The organism is Priestia sp. FW507-14D1A (genome assembly GCF_058781295.1).
The window spans coordinates 1,157,347-1,176,246 of record NZ_JBYSWQ010000001.1 but is presented as its reverse complement, the minus strand read 5'-3'; the positions used below and the strand labels follow the sequence as shown (position 1 = coordinate 1,176,246).

Annotated in this window: 21 protein-coding genes and 1 riboswitch; of the genes, 16 read left to right on the top strand and 5 right to left on the bottom strand. The window is 38.8% G+C overall.

Going from position 1 to position 18,900, the window contains the following annotated elements:
* Positions 1-28: 28 nt before the first annotated feature.
* Positions 29-931 (top strand): M14 family metallopeptidase, encoded by a 903-nt coding sequence (locus tag AC3WJG_RS06520; protein ID WP_337133916.1) that lies wholly within the window; start codon positions 29-31, stop codon positions 929-931.
* A gap of 35 nt (positions 932-966) precedes the next feature.
* Here AC3WJG_RS06520 and AC3WJG_RS06515 read toward each other — a convergent pair whose 3' ends face one another.
* Positions 967-1,143: a DUF2759 domain-containing protein gene (locus AC3WJG_RS06515; RefSeq protein ID WP_013059181.1), complete on the bottom strand. Its 177-nt coding sequence runs from the start codon at positions 1,141-1,143 to the stop codon at positions 967-969.
* A gap of 208 nt (positions 1,144-1,351) precedes the next feature.
* Between AC3WJG_RS06515 and AC3WJG_RS06510 the strand changes: the two genes are divergently transcribed.
* Positions 1,352-1,984, top strand: a complete 633-nt coding sequence (locus AC3WJG_RS06510; RefSeq protein ID WP_028410642.1) for an MBL fold metallo-hydrolase — start codon at positions 1,352-1,354, stop codon at positions 1,982-1,984.
* A 37-nt stretch (positions 1,985-2,021) separates the two neighbouring features.
* Here the strand turns inward: AC3WJG_RS06510 and AC3WJG_RS06505 are convergent, their stop codons facing one another.
* The gene (locus tag AC3WJG_RS06505) at positions 2,022-2,258 is read right to left on the bottom strand and encodes a DUF2626 domain-containing protein (RefSeq protein WP_013059179.1); all 237 of its coding nucleotides are present in this window, start codon (positions 2,256-2,258) and stop codon (positions 2,022-2,024) included.
* 261 nt (positions 2,259-2,519) lie between these two features.
* Between AC3WJG_RS06505 and AC3WJG_RS06500 the strand changes: the two genes are divergently transcribed.
* The 9 genes from AC3WJG_RS06500 (at position 2,520) to AC3WJG_RS06460 (ending at position 7,360) form a co-directional block, all read left to right on the top strand.
* Entirely contained in the window at positions 2,520-2,903 is a 384-nt protein-coding gene (locus AC3WJG_RS06500; protein ID WP_013059178.1) for a Spx/MgsR family RNA polymerase-binding regulatory protein, read from the top strand.
* Positions 2,904-3,171: 268 nt separating this feature from the next.
* Complete coding sequence (gene comGA / locus AC3WJG_RS06495) at positions 3,172-4,224, top strand: competence type IV pilus ATPase ComGA (RefSeq protein WP_492588059.1); 1,053 nt, start codon at positions 3,172-3,174, stop codon at positions 4,222-4,224.
* The gene (gene comGB, locus AC3WJG_RS06490) at positions 4,215-5,261 is read left to right on the top strand and encodes a competence type IV pilus assembly protein ComGB (protein WP_028410643.1); all 1,047 of its coding nucleotides are present in this window, start codon (positions 4,215-4,217) and stop codon (positions 5,259-5,261) included. The genes comGA and comGB overlap by 10 nt, the downstream gene beginning before the upstream one ends.
* A 14-nt stretch (positions 5,262-5,275) precedes the next feature.
* Positions 5,276-5,587, top strand: coding sequence for a competence type IV pilus major pilin ComGC (gene comGC / locus AC3WJG_RS06485; protein WP_016765560.1), 312 nt, complete (start codon positions 5,276-5,278; stop codon positions 5,585-5,587).
* On the top strand, positions 5,529-6,011 hold the full coding sequence (comGD, locus tag AC3WJG_RS06480) for a competence type IV pilus minor pilin ComGD (protein WP_337050928.1): 483 nt from the start codon (positions 5,529-5,531) through the stop codon (positions 6,009-6,011). Before comGC ends, comGD begins: the two co-directional genes overlap by 59 nt.
* Positions 5,995-6,333 carry a type II secretion system protein gene (locus AC3WJG_RS06475; RefSeq protein WP_028410645.1) on the top strand — a complete coding sequence of 113 codons (339 nt, stop codon included), beginning with the start codon at positions 5,995-5,997 and terminating at the stop codon, positions 6,331-6,333. The genes comGD and AC3WJG_RS06475 overlap by 17 nt, the downstream gene beginning before the upstream one ends.
* Positions 6,330-6,767 carry a competence type IV pilus minor pilin ComGF gene (gene comGF / locus AC3WJG_RS06470; RefSeq protein ID WP_492588057.1) on the top strand — a complete coding sequence of 146 codons (438 nt, stop codon included), beginning with the start codon at positions 6,330-6,332 and terminating at the stop codon, positions 6,765-6,767. Before AC3WJG_RS06475 ends, comGF begins: the two co-directional genes overlap by 4 nt.
* Positions 6,757-7,131 (top strand): competence type IV pilus minor pilin ComGG, encoded by a 375-nt coding sequence (gene comGG / locus AC3WJG_RS06465; protein WP_102812643.1) that lies wholly within the window; start codon positions 6,757-6,759, stop codon positions 7,129-7,131. Before comGF ends, comGG begins: the two co-directional genes overlap by 11 nt.
* Positions 7,132-7,174: 43 nt before the next feature.
* Positions 7,175-7,360, top strand: coding sequence for a YqzE family protein (locus AC3WJG_RS06460; RefSeq protein WP_128819640.1), 186 nt, complete (start codon positions 7,175-7,177; stop codon positions 7,358-7,360).
* Between the two features lie 23 nt (positions 7,361-7,383).
* Here AC3WJG_RS06460 and AC3WJG_RS06455 read toward each other — a convergent pair whose 3' ends face one another.
* Together AC3WJG_RS06455 and AC3WJG_RS06450 are read right to left on the bottom strand one after the other, a co-directional pair.
* Complete coding sequence (locus AC3WJG_RS06455; protein WP_060746976.1) at positions 7,384-8,208, bottom strand: YqhG family protein; 825 nt, start codon at positions 8,206-8,208, stop codon at positions 7,384-7,386.
* On the bottom strand, positions 8,195-9,868 hold the full coding sequence (locus AC3WJG_RS06450) for a DEAD/DEAH box helicase (RefSeq protein ID WP_014458233.1): 1,674 nt from the start codon (positions 9,866-9,868) through the stop codon (positions 8,195-8,197). The genes AC3WJG_RS06455 and AC3WJG_RS06450 overlap by 14 nt, the downstream gene beginning before the upstream one ends.
* 180 nt (positions 9,869-10,048) lie before the next feature.
* Positions 10,049-10,141: riboswitch (glycine riboswitch) on the top strand.
* A 212-nt stretch (positions 10,142-10,353) separates the two neighbouring features.
* Between AC3WJG_RS06450 and gcvT the strand changes: the two genes are divergently transcribed.
* From gcvT to gcvPB, 3 genes are read left to right on the top strand one after another with little or no spacing between them, the layout of a single operon-like run.
* The gene (gene gcvT, locus AC3WJG_RS06445) at positions 10,354-11,454 is read left to right on the top strand and encodes a glycine cleavage system aminomethyltransferase GcvT (protein ID WP_060746977.1); all 1,101 of its coding nucleotides are present in this window, start codon (positions 10,354-10,356) and stop codon (positions 11,452-11,454) included.
* A gap of 20 nt (positions 11,455-11,474) precedes the next feature.
* Positions 11,475-12,821 (top strand): aminomethyl-transferring glycine dehydrogenase subunit GcvPA, encoded by a 1,347-nt coding sequence (gcvPA, locus tag AC3WJG_RS06440; protein WP_028410649.1) that lies wholly within the window; start codon positions 11,475-11,477, stop codon positions 12,819-12,821.
* Complete coding sequence (gene gcvPB, locus AC3WJG_RS06435) at positions 12,814-14,292, top strand: aminomethyl-transferring glycine dehydrogenase subunit GcvPB (protein ID WP_337133918.1); 1,479 nt, start codon at positions 12,814-12,816, stop codon at positions 14,290-14,292. The genes gcvPA and gcvPB overlap by 8 nt, the downstream gene beginning before the upstream one ends.
* Positions 14,293-14,336: 44 nt before the next feature.
* Here gcvPB and AC3WJG_RS06430 read toward each other — a convergent pair whose 3' ends face one another.
* Complete coding sequence (locus AC3WJG_RS06430) at positions 14,337-14,720, bottom strand: rhodanese-like domain-containing protein (protein ID WP_013085006.1); 384 nt, start codon at positions 14,718-14,720, stop codon at positions 14,337-14,339.
* A gap of 230 nt (positions 14,721-14,950) precedes the next feature.
* Here AC3WJG_RS06430 and AC3WJG_RS06425 point away from each other — a divergent pair, with 230 nt between their 5' ends.
* Positions 14,951-15,784: a lipoate--protein ligase family protein gene (locus AC3WJG_RS06425; protein ID WP_060746979.1), complete on the top strand. Its 834-nt coding sequence runs from the start codon at positions 14,951-14,953 to the stop codon at positions 15,782-15,784.
* A gap of 312 nt (positions 15,785-16,096) precedes the next feature.
* The gene (locus tag AC3WJG_RS06420) at positions 16,097-18,655 is read left to right on the top strand and encodes a vitamin B12-dependent ribonucleotide reductase (protein WP_060746980.1); all 2,559 of its coding nucleotides are present in this window, start codon (positions 16,097-16,099) and stop codon (positions 18,653-18,655) included.
* Positions 18,656-18,900: the final 245 nt, after the last annotated feature.

Sequence of the window (18,900 nt, the reverse complement as noted above, 5' to 3'; positions counted from 1 at the left end):
ATATACATAGTGTAAAGGAGTGAAGATTATGCAAATTGTAGATATCCAAAAGCCCTACGATTACACGCGAACAATACAAGATATCCAAACACTTTTAACGTACTATCCCTATGGTGCTCTTGAATGGATAGGGTGCAGCGTGCTTGGAAAGCCGATTCCTCATATTTTAATTGGAAACGGAGAAAGAAAAGTTCATATTAATGCGTCTTTTCATGCCAATGAATGGATTACGACAAATGTTCTTCTACAGTTTGTTGAAGATTATTTAGCTGCTCTTCATTATGATCAGGCGTTGAATGGTAAGGAAGCAAGAACTCTTTTTAATCAAATTACGCTTTCTGCGGTTCCAATTGTTAATCCAGACGGAGTAGATCTGGTCTTAAAAGGTCCTGCTGTAAGTGAACCTTATGCGTCTTTTCTTTCTAAAATAGGGAGAGATTTTCCTGATTTTCAAAGCTGGAAAGCAAATATCCGAGGGGTAGACTTAAACAATCAGTTTCCAGCTTATTGGGAAATTGAAAAAAAGCGCAAAGAACCTAAAGCTCCGCATTATCGGGACTTTCCAGGCTATGAATCTCTGTCTGAACCTGAAGCGCAGGCAATGGTAAAACTCGTTGAGCGTCATGATTTTGATTGTGTGATCGCTTTACATACCCAAGGAGAAGAATTTTACTGGGGGTATATGAATGAAGAGCCGAAGGAAGCGGAGGAAATAGCCAATTATTTTGAAAGGGTAAGCGGTTATAAAGCAGTCAAAACGATTGATAGTCACGCTGGATTTAAGGATTGGTTTATTTTGGAAAAGAAAAAGCTAGGGTTCACTTTAGAACTGGGGAAAGGAATTAATCCGCTGCCTTTATCTCAAATATCGCGCGTATATAATCCCACCAAGGCTATTTTAGTTGCGGCAATGGAATATCTATCTATTTGAAAAGCCACGCAAAGCATATGCTTTGCGTGGCTTTTTTAATGATGTACCGCCGGGTAACCGTGATGTATAATGGTCATCACGGTAAACCATCCGAACACACCGAATGTTAGTACCGAAAAACCAATGCCTAATATGTTTTTATTTCTAAAAGATGAAATAGCTGCAAATACGCCTAGCAATGTTGTTAGTGCAAAAATAATCATAAGACCCACTCGAAGAAACCTCCTTTAGGCAACTTAAAATTAAAGCGCTATCATTAGCTTATCCCTTTAATTGTAAAACTTTTCTAACCGTTTGTCGAGATGAAAACCAATCTTTCTTTCGCCTTATTAGCTTAGAAAGGTCCTTACTTTCATTTATAAGATGATGTGTGTATGATAATGCATATAACGAAAATAAATTTTACAAGGAGGATACATTATGAACTATCATCGTATACCGCTAGGACCGATTCAAACGAATTGTTATGTCGTGGCTAACGAAAAAAAAGAGTGTTTAGTTTTTGACCCGGGAGCTCAGGGAAAACAGCTTGTTGAATTTCTAGAAAAACAAACGTATAAACCGTTGGCTATTTTGCTGACACACGCTCATTTTGATCACATTGGAGGAGTAGATGAAGTGATGAATCACTACTCTATCCCGCTTTATGTACATAAAAATGAAAAAGAATGGCTTCATAATAGTGATTTAAACGGTTCGAAATTTTTTGATTTAGGAGAAATTACGGCTCCAGATGCAACCGATATTATTTCAGTCGAAGGCAATTTAACAATTGGCTCATTCCAATTTGAGGTGTATGAAACGCCTGGCCATTCTCCTGGCAGCGTTTCATATTATTTCAAACCGGGTAACTTCGTAGTATCTGGTGACGCGCTTTTTGCAGGCGGCATTGGACGCACAGATTTACCTGGAGGCAATCAAGCTCAGCTGTTAGAAAGCATCGAATCAAAATTGCTGTCCCTTCCAGAAGATACGCTTGTACTAAGCGGTCACGGACCTGAAACAACTGTGGGACACGAAATGGATCAAAATCCTTTTCTAAATGGTTTTTAAGAATACAAAAAGCGATGGAAGCCCATCGCTTTTCTCTTTACTGTCCTGGTGTCATCATAAAAGTTGACCAGTACGTGAACCCCACAAAAAAGACCGTCAAATATGCTCCGAAAACGTAAATGTACATTCTTTCAGACAGCTTTAAATAACTAAGAATTACAAAAAAGCCTGTTTGAGCTAAAAAGAGTAAAGAAGTCTTATGCATGTGACCGAGGTAAAACATTACAGTGAAAATTGCTGTCCAGAACCCCATTACACGGTACATTCGTTCCACGTCCATTTCCTCCTTTATCAAACTTAGTTAGTGTCATGATGAATGTCATCGCTGTGTAAGCACTAGAAAGCACTTATGAAACTATATCGATACTTTTCCATTATAATACATCCTTTCTTTCCTGAAAACGCTATCTTTTCCTTGAAATACGACAGAAGAAAAAAAGTTATACAAAACATGTGCAAAATACTATACAAAAGTTATACAAAACGTGTACAATGTATATAAACAACCTACAACTAAAAAACGGGAGGGTTTCATATGGAAGAAATTAAATTTTATACGTATCCGAGCTGTACATCTTGTCGTAAAACGAAAAAATGGCTAGTGAAGGAAGATGTAAATTTTAAAGAGCGTCATTTATTTAGAGAAACACCTACTCATAAAGAAATGCTTGAACTTCTTTCTATGACAACAGAAGGGATGGATGAACTTCTTGCTAAAAGAAGTCAAGAATATAAAAAGTTAAATGTTGATGTGGATAGCATGACGCTATCAGAAGTAGTCAATCTATTAATTGAACATCCTCGTTTGCTTCGCCGACCAATTTTGACAGATGGCAAAAAGCTTGTAGTAGGCTATAACGAATCTGCTCTTAAAAATTTAGTCAAGAAAAAAACAAGTCTTGCTTCTCTAGTTGTGTAAGCGTACATGATGAAGAAGTTCAATTCAGTAAATAACGAATAAAACGACAGCGTAGAGTTTTACATCACGTTGTCTTTTTTATGTAATCGTTTAGAGGTGTACAGAAGTTGTACATCTTGTACAAGGATTGAAGCGAAGAAAAGAAGCGTATACCAAAAAAATTATAAAAAATGAAAAAAAAAGGAGGGAAATCTCGAAAAAGGTCGAAATTACTGTTTCTAGATGTTTTACCAATCATCTTGATTACAAATAAAGGAGTGATGATCGTTTGACCGAAATTGAACAGTTTGCAACTTACATTATACGAGATGCATGTGAGTGCCGAAGTTCTGATGTGCATATTGTGCCCCGAAAGAAAGATGCTGTGATTCAGCTGCGAATTGACCAAGAGCTTATTTTAAAGAGGGTTATTTCAAAGGAAATGTCTAAACGGCTCATTTCGCATTTTAAATTTTTAGGGGGAATGGATATTGGCGAACGAAGAAAACCTCAAAATGGTGCATTGACCACTTCCATTGATCACTATCAAGTAAATTTACGTTTATCAACTCTTCCTACTTCTCATGATGAAAGTCTTGTTATTCGGCTTTTGCCTCATCAACAATCTACATCTCTCAAACATTTATCTCTTTTTCCTGAACATACTAAAAAGCTTATTTCTCTCTTGAAATTCTCTCATGGATTAATTATTTTTACCGGTCCTACAGGATCAGGTAAAACCACTACTCTATATACTCTTTTACACGAAGTAAAGCATCTTTTTAATCGAAATGTTATTACACTAGAAGACCCTATTGAAAAACCGAGTGAAACCGTGCTTCAAGTACAGGTAAATGAACGGGCGGGGATTACGTACACGACTGGTTTAAAAGCTATATTGCGCCATGACCCAGACATTATCATGGTGGGAGAAATAAGAGATAGTGAGACTGCCAAAATTGCTGTGAGAGCAGCGCTTACCGGACACTTGGTTTTGACAACGATGCATACTAAAGATACAAAAGGATCTTTGTACAGGCTGCTTGAATTTGGCGTTAGCTTTCAAGAAATGGAACAGACTCTTGTAGCAGTAGCTGCACAGCGCCTTGTAGAAATTCGCTGTCCGCTGTGTTCCGGAAAATGCCATCCCGCTTGTAAAAAAATGAGAAAGCATCGTCAGTCCAGCATATACGAATTGCTTTATGGCAAGGAGCTTAGCGCAGTGATGAGAGAAGTGAAAGGAGAAAATGCGGATTATGATTATAAGACGCTCCGAGATGTTATTCTAAAAGGAATCGCGCTAGGCTATTTATATCCGCATTCGCTAGACGGATGGGGGTAAAGACAAATAGACAAAAAAGGTGGTCTCTTGCTCAGCAAGCGAAAATTCTTAAGCAGGTCTCTAAGCTCTTAGAAAAAGGCTACACTCTTTCTCAAGCTCTTTCGTTTTTGACGTTTCAAGTATCTAACAAAGAAAAAACGGATATTGAAAAATGTCTTGAGCAGTTAAAACGAGGAGAATCTTTGCACGATGCTTTTGTTAAACTTCAGTTTCACCGTGATATTTTAAGCTATTTATATTTTGCGGAGCAGCATGGAAACCTTCAATTTGCTTTAAAAGAAAGCAGCTCAATGATTGAAGAAAAAGTAAGGCATCGTAAAAAATTTCAAAAGCTTGTTCAATATCCCGTATTGCTACTGCTGTTTATTCTGTCCATTTTATTTGTTTTAAGTACGGTTTTACTTCCACAGTTTGAAGCTCTGTACTTATCCTTTGGAAACAAGCAGTCTTCGTTTATCCTCTTATTTATGCAGGCGATGTCGTTCTTTCCTTTTGTGTTACCTGCAGTCATCAGTATGCCAATCATCCTGTATTTGTTTTATGTGATTTACATTAAAAAATTGCCTCCAGTAGTTCAAATGCAGCTCTTTATGAGAGTTCCCGTTATCCGAACGTTCACACGGCTATTTAACTCGTACTTTTTTTCTGTTCATATGAGCAATTTACTAAATGGTGGTTTATCTATTTATGAATGCTTTGCTCTTTTTCAAAAGCAAGAGCATCATCCGTTTTTTCAAGTGGAAGCTTTTGCTTTTACAGATCAACTTTCCTCAGGAATGCGATTAGATCATATCGTTTCAGGTAAATCTCATTATGAAAAAGACTTGGCTCATGTTATTGTTCATGGCCAGCAGAACGGTGAGCTTTCTCAAGAACTGTATGATTACAGTCTATTTATGATGGAAAGAATGGAACAGTTTATTTTTCGTATTTTAAAATATGTACAGCCGCTTACATTCTTATTCATCGGAATTGTCATTCTGCTTATGTATATGTCCGTTATGCTTCCGATGTTAGAAGTGATGTCGAGCTTGTAGAAAGGTGAAAGAATATGATTCTAAAAGGTAATAAAGGATTTACCCTTATTGAAATGCTCATTGTTATGCTCGTTATTACCGTGCTTTTGCTCATTATGATTCCAAATGTATTAAAGCATAATACGGTTATTAACAACAAAGGCTGCTCAGCTCTTGTCAAAACCGTAGAGGCTGAGGTACAAGTATACGAACTTGAAAATGGCGAAAAACCAAGTCTAGAAGAGCTTGAAGCAGGGGGCTACTTAAAAGAAGGCACCGTGTGTCCAAATGGTCAAGCTATTCAAATTGACGGTACCGGAAAGGTTACAGCTAGTGGTTCTTCTTAAGCAAAAAGGATTTACCCTCATTGAGATGCTGATGGTTTTATTTATTGTGCAAGTGATGATGTTTTCCGTTATCGTAGCCATTCGGCCGCTTGTGGAATATTACAAAATCACATTATTCTTGCGACAGCTGCAAAGCGACACGTTTTATGTGCAGCAGACAGCCATGAACCGAGAATCTCCAATTAAAATTAACTTCGCACCGAAGGGAACAGAATATATTATTTCTGATTCTCGTGCCGTTCTTTATAAGCGCGCCTATGACTCCACCATTCATATCACGTTTGGAAGCGGCAATTCCACGATACAATACAACAAAAACGGCAATATTTCTCAAGCGAAGACCATTTTTATCAGCAATCAAAAATTTAAATATAAAGTTACTTTTCAAATAGGCAGAGGGCGTTTTTATGTGGACAAGATGTAAGGGTCAGCAGGGCTACACCTTGTTAGAAATGCTTGTTTCATTTAGTATGCTTTTACTCCTAACCGGTACAATTATTCCTTTGTATGTTCAGATGAAGGAAGCAGAAAAGAAGCAATATGTTTCGTATCAAGCTGATGCTATCTTGCACGAAGAGCTATTGAAATATAAATATGAAGCAGGATATAAACGGCGAGAAAAAATCGTAAAAGAAAACGTTGCGTTTTATCTGAAGTGGGACGGAGAAAGTGCTCAAAAGCTTTGTGTAGAATGGACAGATTCCGCTGAGAAAATGAAAAAGAAGTGTGATGTGATGTTGAAGTGAAAAGGGAAAAAGGTTTTACGCTTGTAGAGATGCTAGTCAGTTTTACTCTTTTTTTGATCATTGTTTCCTTTTTCCCCATTATCATTCCGCTAGCTAAGCAAACATATAATCCGGACTTTAGTATGAATGAAATGGAGTGGGAAATCTTTGTAAATCAACTTGCTATGGAATATCGAGAAGCAAAAGAAGTGGGAATTCATGCGACTACGCTTACGTTGAAAATGGAAAATAATCAGATCATCACTTATGAACGCTACGAAGACAAGATAAGAAGACGAGTGGATGAAAGCGGTCATGAAGTTGTGCAGCAGCACATTAAGAATATTATGTACGAACAGCAAAAAGAAAGGCTGTTGATTCGTTCAACAGACGGTGTTAACAAAGTTAGAGAAGAAACCATTACGACGTTTTTGATGCTTGCTCATGAAACATAATGAGCAAGGATTTATTCTCCCGGTTGTTTTGGCATTTTGTGCGCTTTTTCTTCTGTTAATAGCTCAGCAAACCACTTATTTTGTGACGAAAAGTTCATTTTATCAAGAAGTAGAGCAGAAAAATCGTCTGCAGCATCTTTTAGAAAACGCGGTTGTACATGTAAAAAAAGAAATAAAAGAACATAATAAATCTCCATTTGCACCTTTAGTATTAGAAACTGGTACGGTTTCATACGAAGTAGTAAGTGAAGATGAACAGATGATTATCCTAAAAATAAAGTGTCAAACATTGCAAGGAAGAGCATTGACGGAAACGGCATATATTCAAAAAAAGGATCAGCACATTGTGAAGTGGACGGATTAAGTCTCTTTCTCTCCGGATATAATAGTGCTGAGGAGATGATTATATGAAAACGAATGATTATGTAAAATATATGACTCAGCAATTTGTACAATATATGGATCAGCCAAAAGAAGAGAGGAAAACGAAAAAGATTCAAAAAAAAGAAGAGCGAGCACCTTTTGCAAACAGATGGTTTGGAATGATTCCGCTGTCGTTTATGCTGTGGTATCGAAAGAAAAAAAAAAGATGAGCATATCATATGCTCATCTTTTTTTAACCGGCTTGTGTTTTATTAAATTGACGAGACATCGTTTCAGGCGATATGTAAAATAAGCCACCGTTTATAAATTTAAATAAGATAGTCGGCTCGTACAATTCTTGAAGCGCTGTTTTTTCGGTCATATATATTTCTGGCAGCTCTTCTGCTGTTTCGTAAAAATGATCAAGAAGCGCTAAGTCTTCATACCATCTCTCCTGCGCTTTTTCAGCCCATTCAGTTGGCTGAGTTTTAACATAGTCACTCACATATGATGTGAGTCGTGCGATGGCACTTTTCGGTTTAATAAAAGGTGAGAGAGTAAAGCAATAGTCTGAGATTTTAGATGATAAATTTTGATTAATGATTAATTCGTGAAATGATTCAATAATTTGTCCATTGATTAAATTAATGCCAAGCGACAAGAGCTCATCTTTTTTACGATCGCATTTGTACGAGACTTTAATATTTAATGCAAGCCAAGGGTGTAAAGGCTGATTTGTTGGCTGAGCTGATGCAACTTGTTCATACAAGTGAATAAACCCGCCAAGTTTTTGAGTAGAAGCGAAAATTTGGTGCAGCCTAGGTGAACCGAAATGAATTCGTTCTCCTTGAACGGAATCGTCTTCAAATGCTGGGTCTGTAATGAAAGTGAGCGAAGCAGGAGTTGCTTCTCCTCCCGTCTTTTCGATATAGTGCCAGTAAAATGGACGATTCATCAATTCTTTATCGAGTTCAATCGTTAATTGAACCGTCAGGTAAGACGATGTTTCTGTGACAATAGAACAATTATTAGCTAGAAAATAACGCTTTAAAAATTGATGAATATCAGTTTGCTGCATGCTGATCCTCCTCGCTGTCTTCGTATTGAATAATAGACGTCAAGTTCTCCATTTTGATTTTTATTTCTCCTTCACTCCGTGAATGAAATAAAATATCTTGAATATGCTCTTCGATATTTTTTAAATCAAGCTTTGTTAAAATATCATCTAGCTCTCCAACAACCCGTTCAAAAAGGTTTATTTTTTCGTACAGTAATTTTAAAATATGTTCTTCGACCGTATGTTGAATGGCTAAATTGTAAATGTGAACATCATGTTTTTGACCTAAACGATGGACCCTTCCAATTCGCTGTTCTAGACGCATTGGATTCCACGGCAGATCATAGTTAATGATATGATGACAAAACTGAAGGTTGATTCCTTCTCCGCCTGCTTCAGTGGCAATAAATACTTGCGCGTGGCTTTCAAAAAGCTGCTTCATCCAGTCTTTTTTACCTCGCTTAAATCCGCCTCTAAAGGGTACAGAGGTAATTCCATGCTGTTTTAAATACCACTGTAAATACAGTTGAGTTGCCCTGTACTCAGTAAAAATAATGACTTTATCATCAATTTTCTGAACGAGCTCTAGCACTTTTTCTGCTTTTGCATTTTGCGGCACTTGCTGAAGTAGTTCCATTAACGGCGTAATCATATGTTCCGTTAATGCGCTGTTTTGATCTTCCTGACGTTCCAGCATGTTTTTTAATGTCATATACACCGCTTCACGGCTGCTGCAGGCCTCTCGCTGCAGAGTTAAAATTGAAAAAGCGCTTGAAGGGTGGAGTCCGTTTCCTTTAAAAGATGTAATTGCATCGTACAGCTCCCGTTCTTTTGGCGAGAATTCAACAGGAATGGTTTGAACAATTCGCTTCGTCCATTCGATACCCGTATCGTGGCGGCGATTTCGAATCATAACTTTGTTAACAAGCTCTTTTAAGTGTTCATCGTTTTGCAAAGAGCGTTTTTTAGCGGAAAATAATTCTTCGAAATAGTCTTTATTGCCGAGATGGCCAGGCTTTAAAAGAGAGACTAAGTTAAAAATTTCTTCAATTCGATTTTGAATCGGTGTTGCGGTTAGCAACAGACAAAATTTCTTTTTTAGACTTTGCACAAATTCATAGTTTTTTGTTTTGTTGTTTTTAAGTTTGTGAGCTTCATCAATGATGATGAGATCGTAGTCTTGTTCAAGCACAATTTCTCGATGAGGAGAACGTTTTGCTGTATCAATTGAAGATACAACGATGTCACACTGATCCCACACATATGATTTTCTTTGAGGAACTGCGGGAATATAAAATTTTTGATTCAATTCCATAGCCCACTGTGAAACAAGCGAAGCTGGAACTAAAATGAGAACTTTTTTAACAAGTCCGCGAATCATATATTCCTTCAAAATTAACCCTGCTTCAATCGTTTTCCCCAGTCCTACTTCATCTGCTAAAATGGCTTTCCCATTCATTGTTTCAACTACTTGTTTGGCTACTTCGAGCTGATGAGGAAGCGGCGTTAAATCAGCTAGATGTTTTGGGCTTTGCAGTCCTTCAAATTCTGAGATAAGCGTTTGGTCTTCTATTTCATAGGCAAGTTTATACAAATCCCATGCAGACCAAGGGCCATCTTGCTCCAATTTAGTTGAGAAGGCTGCTTCCCATGTTTCATCGATGTTTAATTTCACTTTCATGATAAAAATGCTCCTTTGTAAAAAATTTTTATTGAACAAATGATAAGAATCAGGTAGGATAAAAATATATTTAGAAAATTTGAAAAAGAAAATAGATTAGCACTTTACAAATGATTGTGTGAATAAAGATAGATACATCTTTCAGTAGTATGCCCAACTTTACCAACTTTATAGAAGCGAATGACGACACGGGGAGAGACTACTTGAATGTAGCGCCGAAGGAGCAAGCAATAAAATTGTGAATCTCTCAGGCAAAAAGACTCTTGTTTGACGCAGCTCTGGAGAGTGTCTATGCGTTTATAGACCACCCACGAGGCAAACCTATTCGTTTATAGGTAAACTTTCAGGTGAAAAGGACAGAGACTTCCTACTAAATACAGTAGGGGGTTTTCTGTCCTTTTTTGTTTGGATACATAGTGATCCCCACACTATTTGAAAACTCCCCGTTATGAAAAGTTTCACGTGAAAAAGAGGAGGACATAAATATGACAACAGAATTACACAAAACGCCGCTTTATGATACCTATCAAAAATATGGTGCCAAAACAATTGATTTTGGCGGATGGGCTCTTCCCGTTCAATTTTCTTCTATTAAAGAAGAGCATGAAGCTGTACGTACAAAGGCAGGCCTTTTTGATGTCTCTCATATGGGAGAAATTCTTGTAACAGGAGCTGATAGCTTAGCTTTTCTTCAGCACACGATGACAAATGACGTTTCTACCCTCGTAGATGGAAAAGCGCAGTATACGGCTATGTGTTATGAAGACGGAGGCACGGTAGATGATTTGCTGATTTATAAAAAAGCAGATCAAGAGTATTTGCTAGTCGTAAACGCTGCTAATATTCAAAAAGACTATGAGTGGCTGGTGTCTCACAAACAAGGAGATGTAACGCTCGTTAATCAATCTGATGAAACTGCGCAGTTAGCTTTACAAGGTCCTGTAGCAGAAAAAGTTTTACAAACGTTAACGAACGAAAATTTAGCTCTATTAAAGCCATTTACATTTGCTGATGATGTAGAAGTAGCGAATATAAAAGCTCTCGTTTCACGTACTGGGTACACCGGGGAAGACGGCTTTGAAATTTATTGTTCTTCAACTGACGCCGCTCACTTGTGGACGGCTATTTTAGAAGCAGGCAGTGATGAAGGTGTGCTGCCTTGCGGATTAGGAGCTCGCGATACGCTTCGTTTTGAAGCCACTTTGGCTTTATATGGCCAAGAGCTTTCAAAAGATATTACGCCCATTGAAGCTCGAATTGGATTTGCAGTAAAAACGAACAAAGACAGCTTTATTGGAAAAGAAGTGTTAAAAGAACAGCGTGAAAGTGGGGCACCTCGTAAGCTGGTAGGAATTGAAATGATTGATAAAGGTATACCAAGACACGGTTACGAAGTATTTGCAGATGAAGAACAAATTGGATTTGTGACAACAGGTACACAGTCACCGACATTAAAGAAAAACATCGGTCTAGCACTATTGTCAGCAGAGTATACAGAGCTTGGTCAAGAAGTGGAAGTGCAGGTTCGGAAAAAACGCTTAAAAGCAAAAGTGGTTTCAACACCTTTTTATAAACGTTCAAAGTAAGCTTTGGGGAGGAATTTAACATGTTACATCGCTATTTACCAATGACAGAACAAGATCAGCAGCAAATGTTAGCAGCAATTGGTGTTTCATCTGTTGATGATTTATTTTCAGATATTCCGCAGCGCGTTCGTTTTCAAGGAGAATACAATATTAAAAAAGCGGCCTCAGAGCCTCAGTTGTTAAAAGAATTAAATAGTATGGCTGCTAAAAATGCTCATTTAAAAGACTATGCTTCTTTTTTAGGAGCAGGAGTTTACGATCATTACATGCCGGTTATTGTTGATCATGTTATTTCTCGTTCGGAATTTTATACGGCCTATACTCCGTATCAACCAGAAATTTCTCAAGGAGAACTTCAGGCCATCTTTGAATTTCAAACAATGATTTGTGAGTTAACGGGGATGGACGTGGCTAATTCTTCTATGTATGACGGAGGAACTGCTTTAGCAGAAGCCGCTATGCTCAGTGCGGGTCAAACAAAAAAGAAAAAAGTACTTGTCTCTGCGGCTGTTCACCCTGAGTCAAAAGATGTGTTAAAAACGTATGCGAAGGGTCAATACATTGAAGTGGTAGAAATCCCTGCAGCAGACGGAGTAACAGATATGATTGCATTAGAAAAAGAGATGGGGAGTGACGTGGCAGCTGTTATTGTCCAGTATCCAAATTTCTACGGACAAATCGAGCCGTTAAAAGAAATTGAAGAAATTACCCATCAAGAAAAATGCATGTTTGTGGTTTCAAGCAATCCGTTATCATTAGGTTTACTTACGCCTCCTGGAGAGTTCGGAGCTGATATTGTCATTGGAGATGCACAGCCATTTGGTATTCCAAGTCAATTTGGAGGCCCGCACTGCGGATACTTTGCAACTACGTCTAAGCTTATGCGAAAAATCCCAGGACGTTTAGTAGGGCAAACGGTAGATGAAAACGGTAAGCGAGGGTTTGTTTTAACCCTTCAAGCACGTGAACAGCATATACGCCGCGATAAAGCGACGTCTAACATTTGTTCAAATCAAGCGTTAAATGCTTTAGCGGCATCAGTTGCCATGACAGCTTTAGGCAAGCAAGGTGTAAAAGAAATGGCGCTGCAAAATTTATCAAAAGCACATTATGCATATGAAGCGTTAAAGGCAAAAGGGGTAAATGTAGCATTTGAAGGACCGTTTTTTAATGAATTAGTCGTGAAGCTTCCTGTTTCGGTAACAGAAGCAAACAGTCAGTTATTAGCTTCAAAAATAATTGGCGGTTATGATCTTAGCCGTGATAACCAAGCGCTTGAAAATCACATGCTGCTTGCTTTTACAGAGCTCCGTACAAAAGAGGAAATTGACCAACTTGTAAATGAATTGGGGGATCTTCATGCTTAATCAAAATCAATCACTTATTTTTGAAAGCAGTAAAGAAGGGCGAATCGGCTATTCATTGCCAGAGTTAGATGTGCCAAAAGTTAATGCTGAAGAACTGCTTGGAAAAGCGTATGTGCGTACCAAAGCTCCTGAGCTTCCTGAAGTATCAGAACTCGATATTATGCGTCATTACACCGCGCTTTCAAAACGAAATCACGGAGTAGATTCAGGGTTTTATCCGCTTGGTTCATGTACGATGAAATATAATCCAAAAGTGAACGAACAAGCAGCACGCATTGCTGGGTTTGCGCATATTCATCCGCTTCAGGATGAGCAAACGGTTCAAGGTGCTCTCGAACTTTTATATGATTTACAAGAGCATTTAACAGAAATCACAGGAATGGATGAAGTAACGCTTCAGCCAGCAGCAGGTGCTCACGGCGAGTGGACCGGGCTTATGATGATTCGTGCCTATCACGAAGCAAATGGTGAGACGCAGCGAACAAAAGTCATTGTTCCAGACTCAGCCCACGGAACGAACCCGGCTTCGGCAACAGTTGCGGGATTTGAAACGATAACGGTAAAATCAAACGAACATGGTTTAGTGGACTTAGAGGATTTACGCCGCGTAGTAGGAGAAGATACAGCCGCTTTAATGTTAACAAATCCAAATACGCTGGGGTTATTTGAAGAAGATATTTTAGAAATGGCTGAAATTGTTCACGCAGCAGGTGGAAAGCTTTATTATGACGGTGCAAATTTAAACGCAGTATTAAGTAAAGCCCGTCCTGGAGATATGGGGTTTGACGTGGTTCATTTAAACCTTCATAAAACGTTTACAGGTCCTCATGGAGGAGGCGGTCCTGGTTCTGGTCCGGTAGGGGTAAAAGCAGATTTAATTCCGTATTTGCCTAAACCAGTGCTTGTGAAAACAGAACAAGGCTATCACTTTGACTATAACCGTCCTCAGTCAATTGGACGCGTAAAGCCGTTTTACGGCAACTTCGGCATCAACGTTCGCGCTTATACGTATATTCGTTCAATGGGTCCAGACGGCTTAAAAGCCGTGACGGAAAACGCTGTGCTAAACGCCAACTATATGATGCGTCGTTTAGCAGAGCACTATGAGCTGCCGTTTGACCGTCACTGTAAGCACGAATTTGTTTTATCAGGAAAACGTCAGAAAAAGCTTGGGGTACGCACATTGGATATCGCGAAACGACTGCTTGATTTTGGCTATCATCCGCCGACTATCTACTTCCCGCTTATCGTAGAAGAGTGCATGATGATCGAACCAACGGAAACGGAGTCGAAAGAAACGCTAGATGCGTTTATCGATGCGATGATTCAAATTGCAAAAGAAGCAGAAGAAACGCCTGAAGTCGTACAGGAAGCTCCGCATACAACGGTTGTGAAGCGCCTTGACGAAACGCTCGCAGCGAGAAAGCCAGTTCTTCGCTATCAGAAAGAACAGGCTGTTCAAAACGTCTAACAAAAAACCTCGCCCAAAGGCGAGGTTTTTCTATATACATACCATTATTTTTTCTTTTTCACTTTACCGTTCCACATTTTGAAGCCGCCTTTTAAATCATAGATTTCTTGAACACCGTGGCGACGAAGCATTTGTGCTGCGCGTCCTGTGCGCATTCCGCTTTGACAATAGATGTAGACAGGTTGATCTGGACGAAATTCTTTAATGCGCATACGGAACTGTGAAAGAGGAATATTTCGTGCGCCTAAAATATGTCCGTTTTCGAATTCATTCGGTTCACGAATATCAACTAGCTGTGCCTTGCGGTAGCCGCTGCGGAATTCTTCTTCAGTTAACGTTTTCATAATGCGACGTTGGACAAAGAACATAACGACAGAGTATATGATGATTACTCCAAGTAAAATGAGTACTGCTGTAATTGCTGACATGCTGATTCTTCCTTTCTTCGACAAAATCCATACTCTTATTATATAAGTGAATGAAATTAGAAGTAAAGCGATTTTGCCTTGAATCTAGCGGATTTATTCCCGAAAATGAAAAAACTACCACATTTGAATTCGCAGTTTTATGTTGCTCTTTGCTTTTCCTTAGCTCAATCTTTTGGTAGACTAAAAAACGGATTTATTTTTTATATTACATATAGCTGAGGATGAGGTAGATGAAAGCAAAGTGGAGATTTATTGATTCCAACAACCGTTCGCCTTATTACAATATGGCGTTAGATGAAGCGTTATTAGAATGGCATAGTAAAGGAGAAATTCCACCTACGATTCGTTTTTACGGATGGGACCCTCCAACGCTGTCAATCGGTTATTTTCAAAAAGCTGAAAAAGAAATTAACTTTGATAAAGTAAAAGAATTAGGACTAGGATTTGTAAGACGTCCAACGGGCGGCAGGGGCGTGCTTCATGATGAAGAGCTTACTTACAGCGTAATTGTATCTGAAGAGTATCCTAACATGCCTAAGACAGTTACAGAGGCATATCGCGTAATCTCTGAAGGTTTACTGGAAGGATTTCGTTCGTTAGGGCTCGAGGCTTATTTTGCTATTCCTCGTTCAGAAGAAGAAAAAAATAGCTTAAAAAACCCTCGTTCGTCCGTGTGCTTTGATGCTCCTTCTTGGTATGAACTAGTTGTAGAGGGCCGCAAAATTGCTGGAAGTGCCCAAACTAGACAAAAAGGAGTTATTCTACAGCACGGCTCTATTCTGTTAGAGATTGATGAAGATAAATTATTCAGCGTGTTTAATTATCCAAATGATCGCGTGAAAGAAAGAATGCAGCGCGCATTTCGTTCCAAAGCGGTAGCCATCAATGCAATTGCGGGCCGCAAAATCTCTATTGAAGAAGCAAAAGAAGCGTTTTATAAAGGATTTGCTTCTGCTCTTGATATCGATTTAGAACCGTATACACTGTCTGAAGAAGAGGAAGCATATGTAGAAGAACTAGCGCGCACAAAGTACGGATCGGATGAATGGAACTTTAAGCGCTAAACGGATGCCCATGGGAAATAGATAAAAGTGCAACTTCTTATAAGTTGCACTTTTTATTGGGATTTTTAGAAACAATGCTTGGCTAATAGAATACATAGAGAAGAAAAGTCAAACACTTTTTTTACGAAAAAAAAAATATTTCACTTGACACCCTTCTATATGTAGATGTTTGGAGAAGTGTCAAATACTATATATTGAATTCGTCCAAGCCGTGTGGTAAGTTATTGATAGTTGATTGAAAAACTCTATTTCCTTTAAAAGGAAATAGAGTTAATAAATTTATAGATGTTCGATAGGTAAGGAGTTGTGAGAATGACTGTTTTGTTAAATCAAAAAGTGAATATGAATGTTGAAAAGCTCAATTCAGATATTGAACGCTTTCCGCAAGTACATCCGATTACACCGGATATGAAGTTGACTCATAAAGGTGTTTCAAGATTGGTAATGTTAGACCGCTATGCGTTTAAGGATACGGAAAAATTAACGTTATCAGAAGGAGATTTTGTTGTTCTAACCGTAAAGGAAGATCCAAAATTTCCAGCACGAGGACTTGGCTATGTGGAAAGCATTAATTTTGAGCAAAAAACCGCTGTTGTCAAGGTAGAAGATGAGTTTAGAGGAGCTTTATCGCCTGAAGAAGCAGAAAACGGATTAATTACTCGTTCTTTAGATGTCATTGAAAAACCTCTAGAAGTCTTCTATGAGCAAATTGCAAAACGTAATGCAACAGGCTTAGCTTCTGTGGAAAAAACAGAAGAAAAGCGCAAAGAATGGTTTGAAAAGTTCTATCAAGAGCTTGTTCAGCTAAACTTTGTACCAGCTGGCCGCGTTCTTTACGGTGCAGGTGCTGATACGGACGTAACGTACTTCAACTGTTATGTAATGCCTTATGTAAAAGATTCACGTGAAGGTATTTCAGAACACCGCAAACAAGTAATGGAAATTATGAGCCGTGGAGGCGGTGTTGGAACGAATGGTTCAACTCTTCGCCCGCGCAACACGCTGGCTCGCGGTGTAAACGGCAAATCATCTGGTTCGGTTTCATGGTTAGATGATATTGCTAAACTGACGCATCTTGTTGAACAAGGTGGGTCGCGCAGGGGCGCCCAAATGATCATGCTTGCCGACTGGCATCCTGACATTGTAGAGTTTATTATTTCTAAAATGCAAAACCCTCGCATTTTACGTTTCTTAATTGAAAACACAAATGACGAAATGATTAAAAAACATGCGCAAGATAAATTGAAGTTCACGCCGCTAACAGAGTCTGAAGAAGCGATGTATCAAGGAATCATTAACTATAAACAAATTCCTGGTCTTGGTGGATTCAGTGAAAAAATCATCAAAGATGCAGAAGAAAAGCTGCAAACAGGCGGAACGTACAGCGTTCATAACTCAGAGTTTTTAACAGGAGCAAACATTTCTGTATGCTTAACAAAAGATTTCATGGATGCTGTTGAAAACGACGGAGAATACGAACTTCGCTTCCCAGACGTAGAAAGCTATTCAAAAGAAGAAATGGCTAACTACAATGAAAACTGGCACGAAGTAGGCGACGTGCGCGAATGGGCAAAACAAGGAAACAAAGTTCGTACGTACCGTACTATCCGTGCAAAAGAGCTATGGAACTTAATTAACATCTGTGCAACGTACTCAGCTGAACCAGGCATTTTCTTCTTCGACAATGCTAATGACATGACAAATGCTCAAGCATATGGTCAGCACGTTGTTGCAACAAATCCATGTGGTGAACAACCACTTGCACCATTCTCTGTCTGCAACTTAGCTGCTGTTAACTTAGCGCAAATGGCAGATAAAGAAACGAAAACTGTTAATTTTGAAAAGTTACGTCAAACGGTTGAAACAGGCGTTAGAATGCAAGATAACGTTATTGATGCAACTCCTTATTTCTTAGAAGAAAACCAAAAGCAAGCGCTTGGCGAACGCCGCGTTGGCCTTGGTGTAATGGGTCTTCACGATCTTCTTATTTATTGTGAGACAGAGTACGGCTCTGACAAAGGCAATGAGTTAGTAGACAAAGTGTTTGAAACAATTGCAACGACGGCTTACCGCGCGTCTGTAGAGCTTGGAAAAGAAAAAGGAAGCTTCCCGTTCTTAGTGGGTGAAACAGATGCTGAAACGGCTTCTTTACGTGAAGCATTTACAAATACAGGCTTCATGAAAAAAATGCCTGAAGATATTCGTCAAAACATTAAAGAGAACGGTATCCGAAACTCTCATTTATTAACAGTAGCGCCAACAGGCAGTACTGGAACAATGGTTGGAGTATCAACGGGTCTTGAACCTTATTTCTCATTCTCATACTTCCGAAGCGGCCGTTTAGGTAAATTTATTGAAGTAAAAGCTGATATCGTTCAAGAGTATTTAGATCAGCATCCAGAAGCAGATCCAAACAATCTTCCTGAATGGTTCATTTCAGCTATGGAACTTGCACCACAAGCTCACGCGGACGTGCAATGTGTGATTCAGCGCTGGATTGACAGTTCAATTAGTAAAACAGTAAACGCTCCTCGCGGTTACACAGTAGAGCAAGTTCAAAAAGTGTACGAGCGTCTGTATAAAGGCGGAGCAAAAGGCGGTACGGTGTACGTAGACGGCAGCCGTGATGCACAAGTCTTAACGCTAAAAGCAGAAGAAAATACGTTTGATGAAGAAATTGAAGCGCCAAAAGAAGAAACGAAACCGCACGTTGTGTTAGTTGATACAATTAATGAAATTCGTTCAACTGATGTAACAATCGGTTCTGAAGTAGGTAATACTTGTCCGGTTTGCCGTCAAGGAACAGTAGAAGAAATGGGCGGATGCAACACATGTACAAACTGTGGTGCACAGCTGAAATGCGGCCTTTAATTTTGAACATGATTGACTAGTAAAAGCTGACTCAAACGAGTCAGCTTTTATTATGTATAAAAATGGGGCATAAATAAGAAGCGGGATCGAACGGTTCTTGTATTTGAATAAGCATTGTAGTATGATTTTAATTGAATGTCTTTTATCCAGTTTTATCTTATGACATCGCTTTATTTACACGTTTTTTTCACATAGATTATCAAACATGAACACGATATCACTATAAGAAACAGACATTTATGACT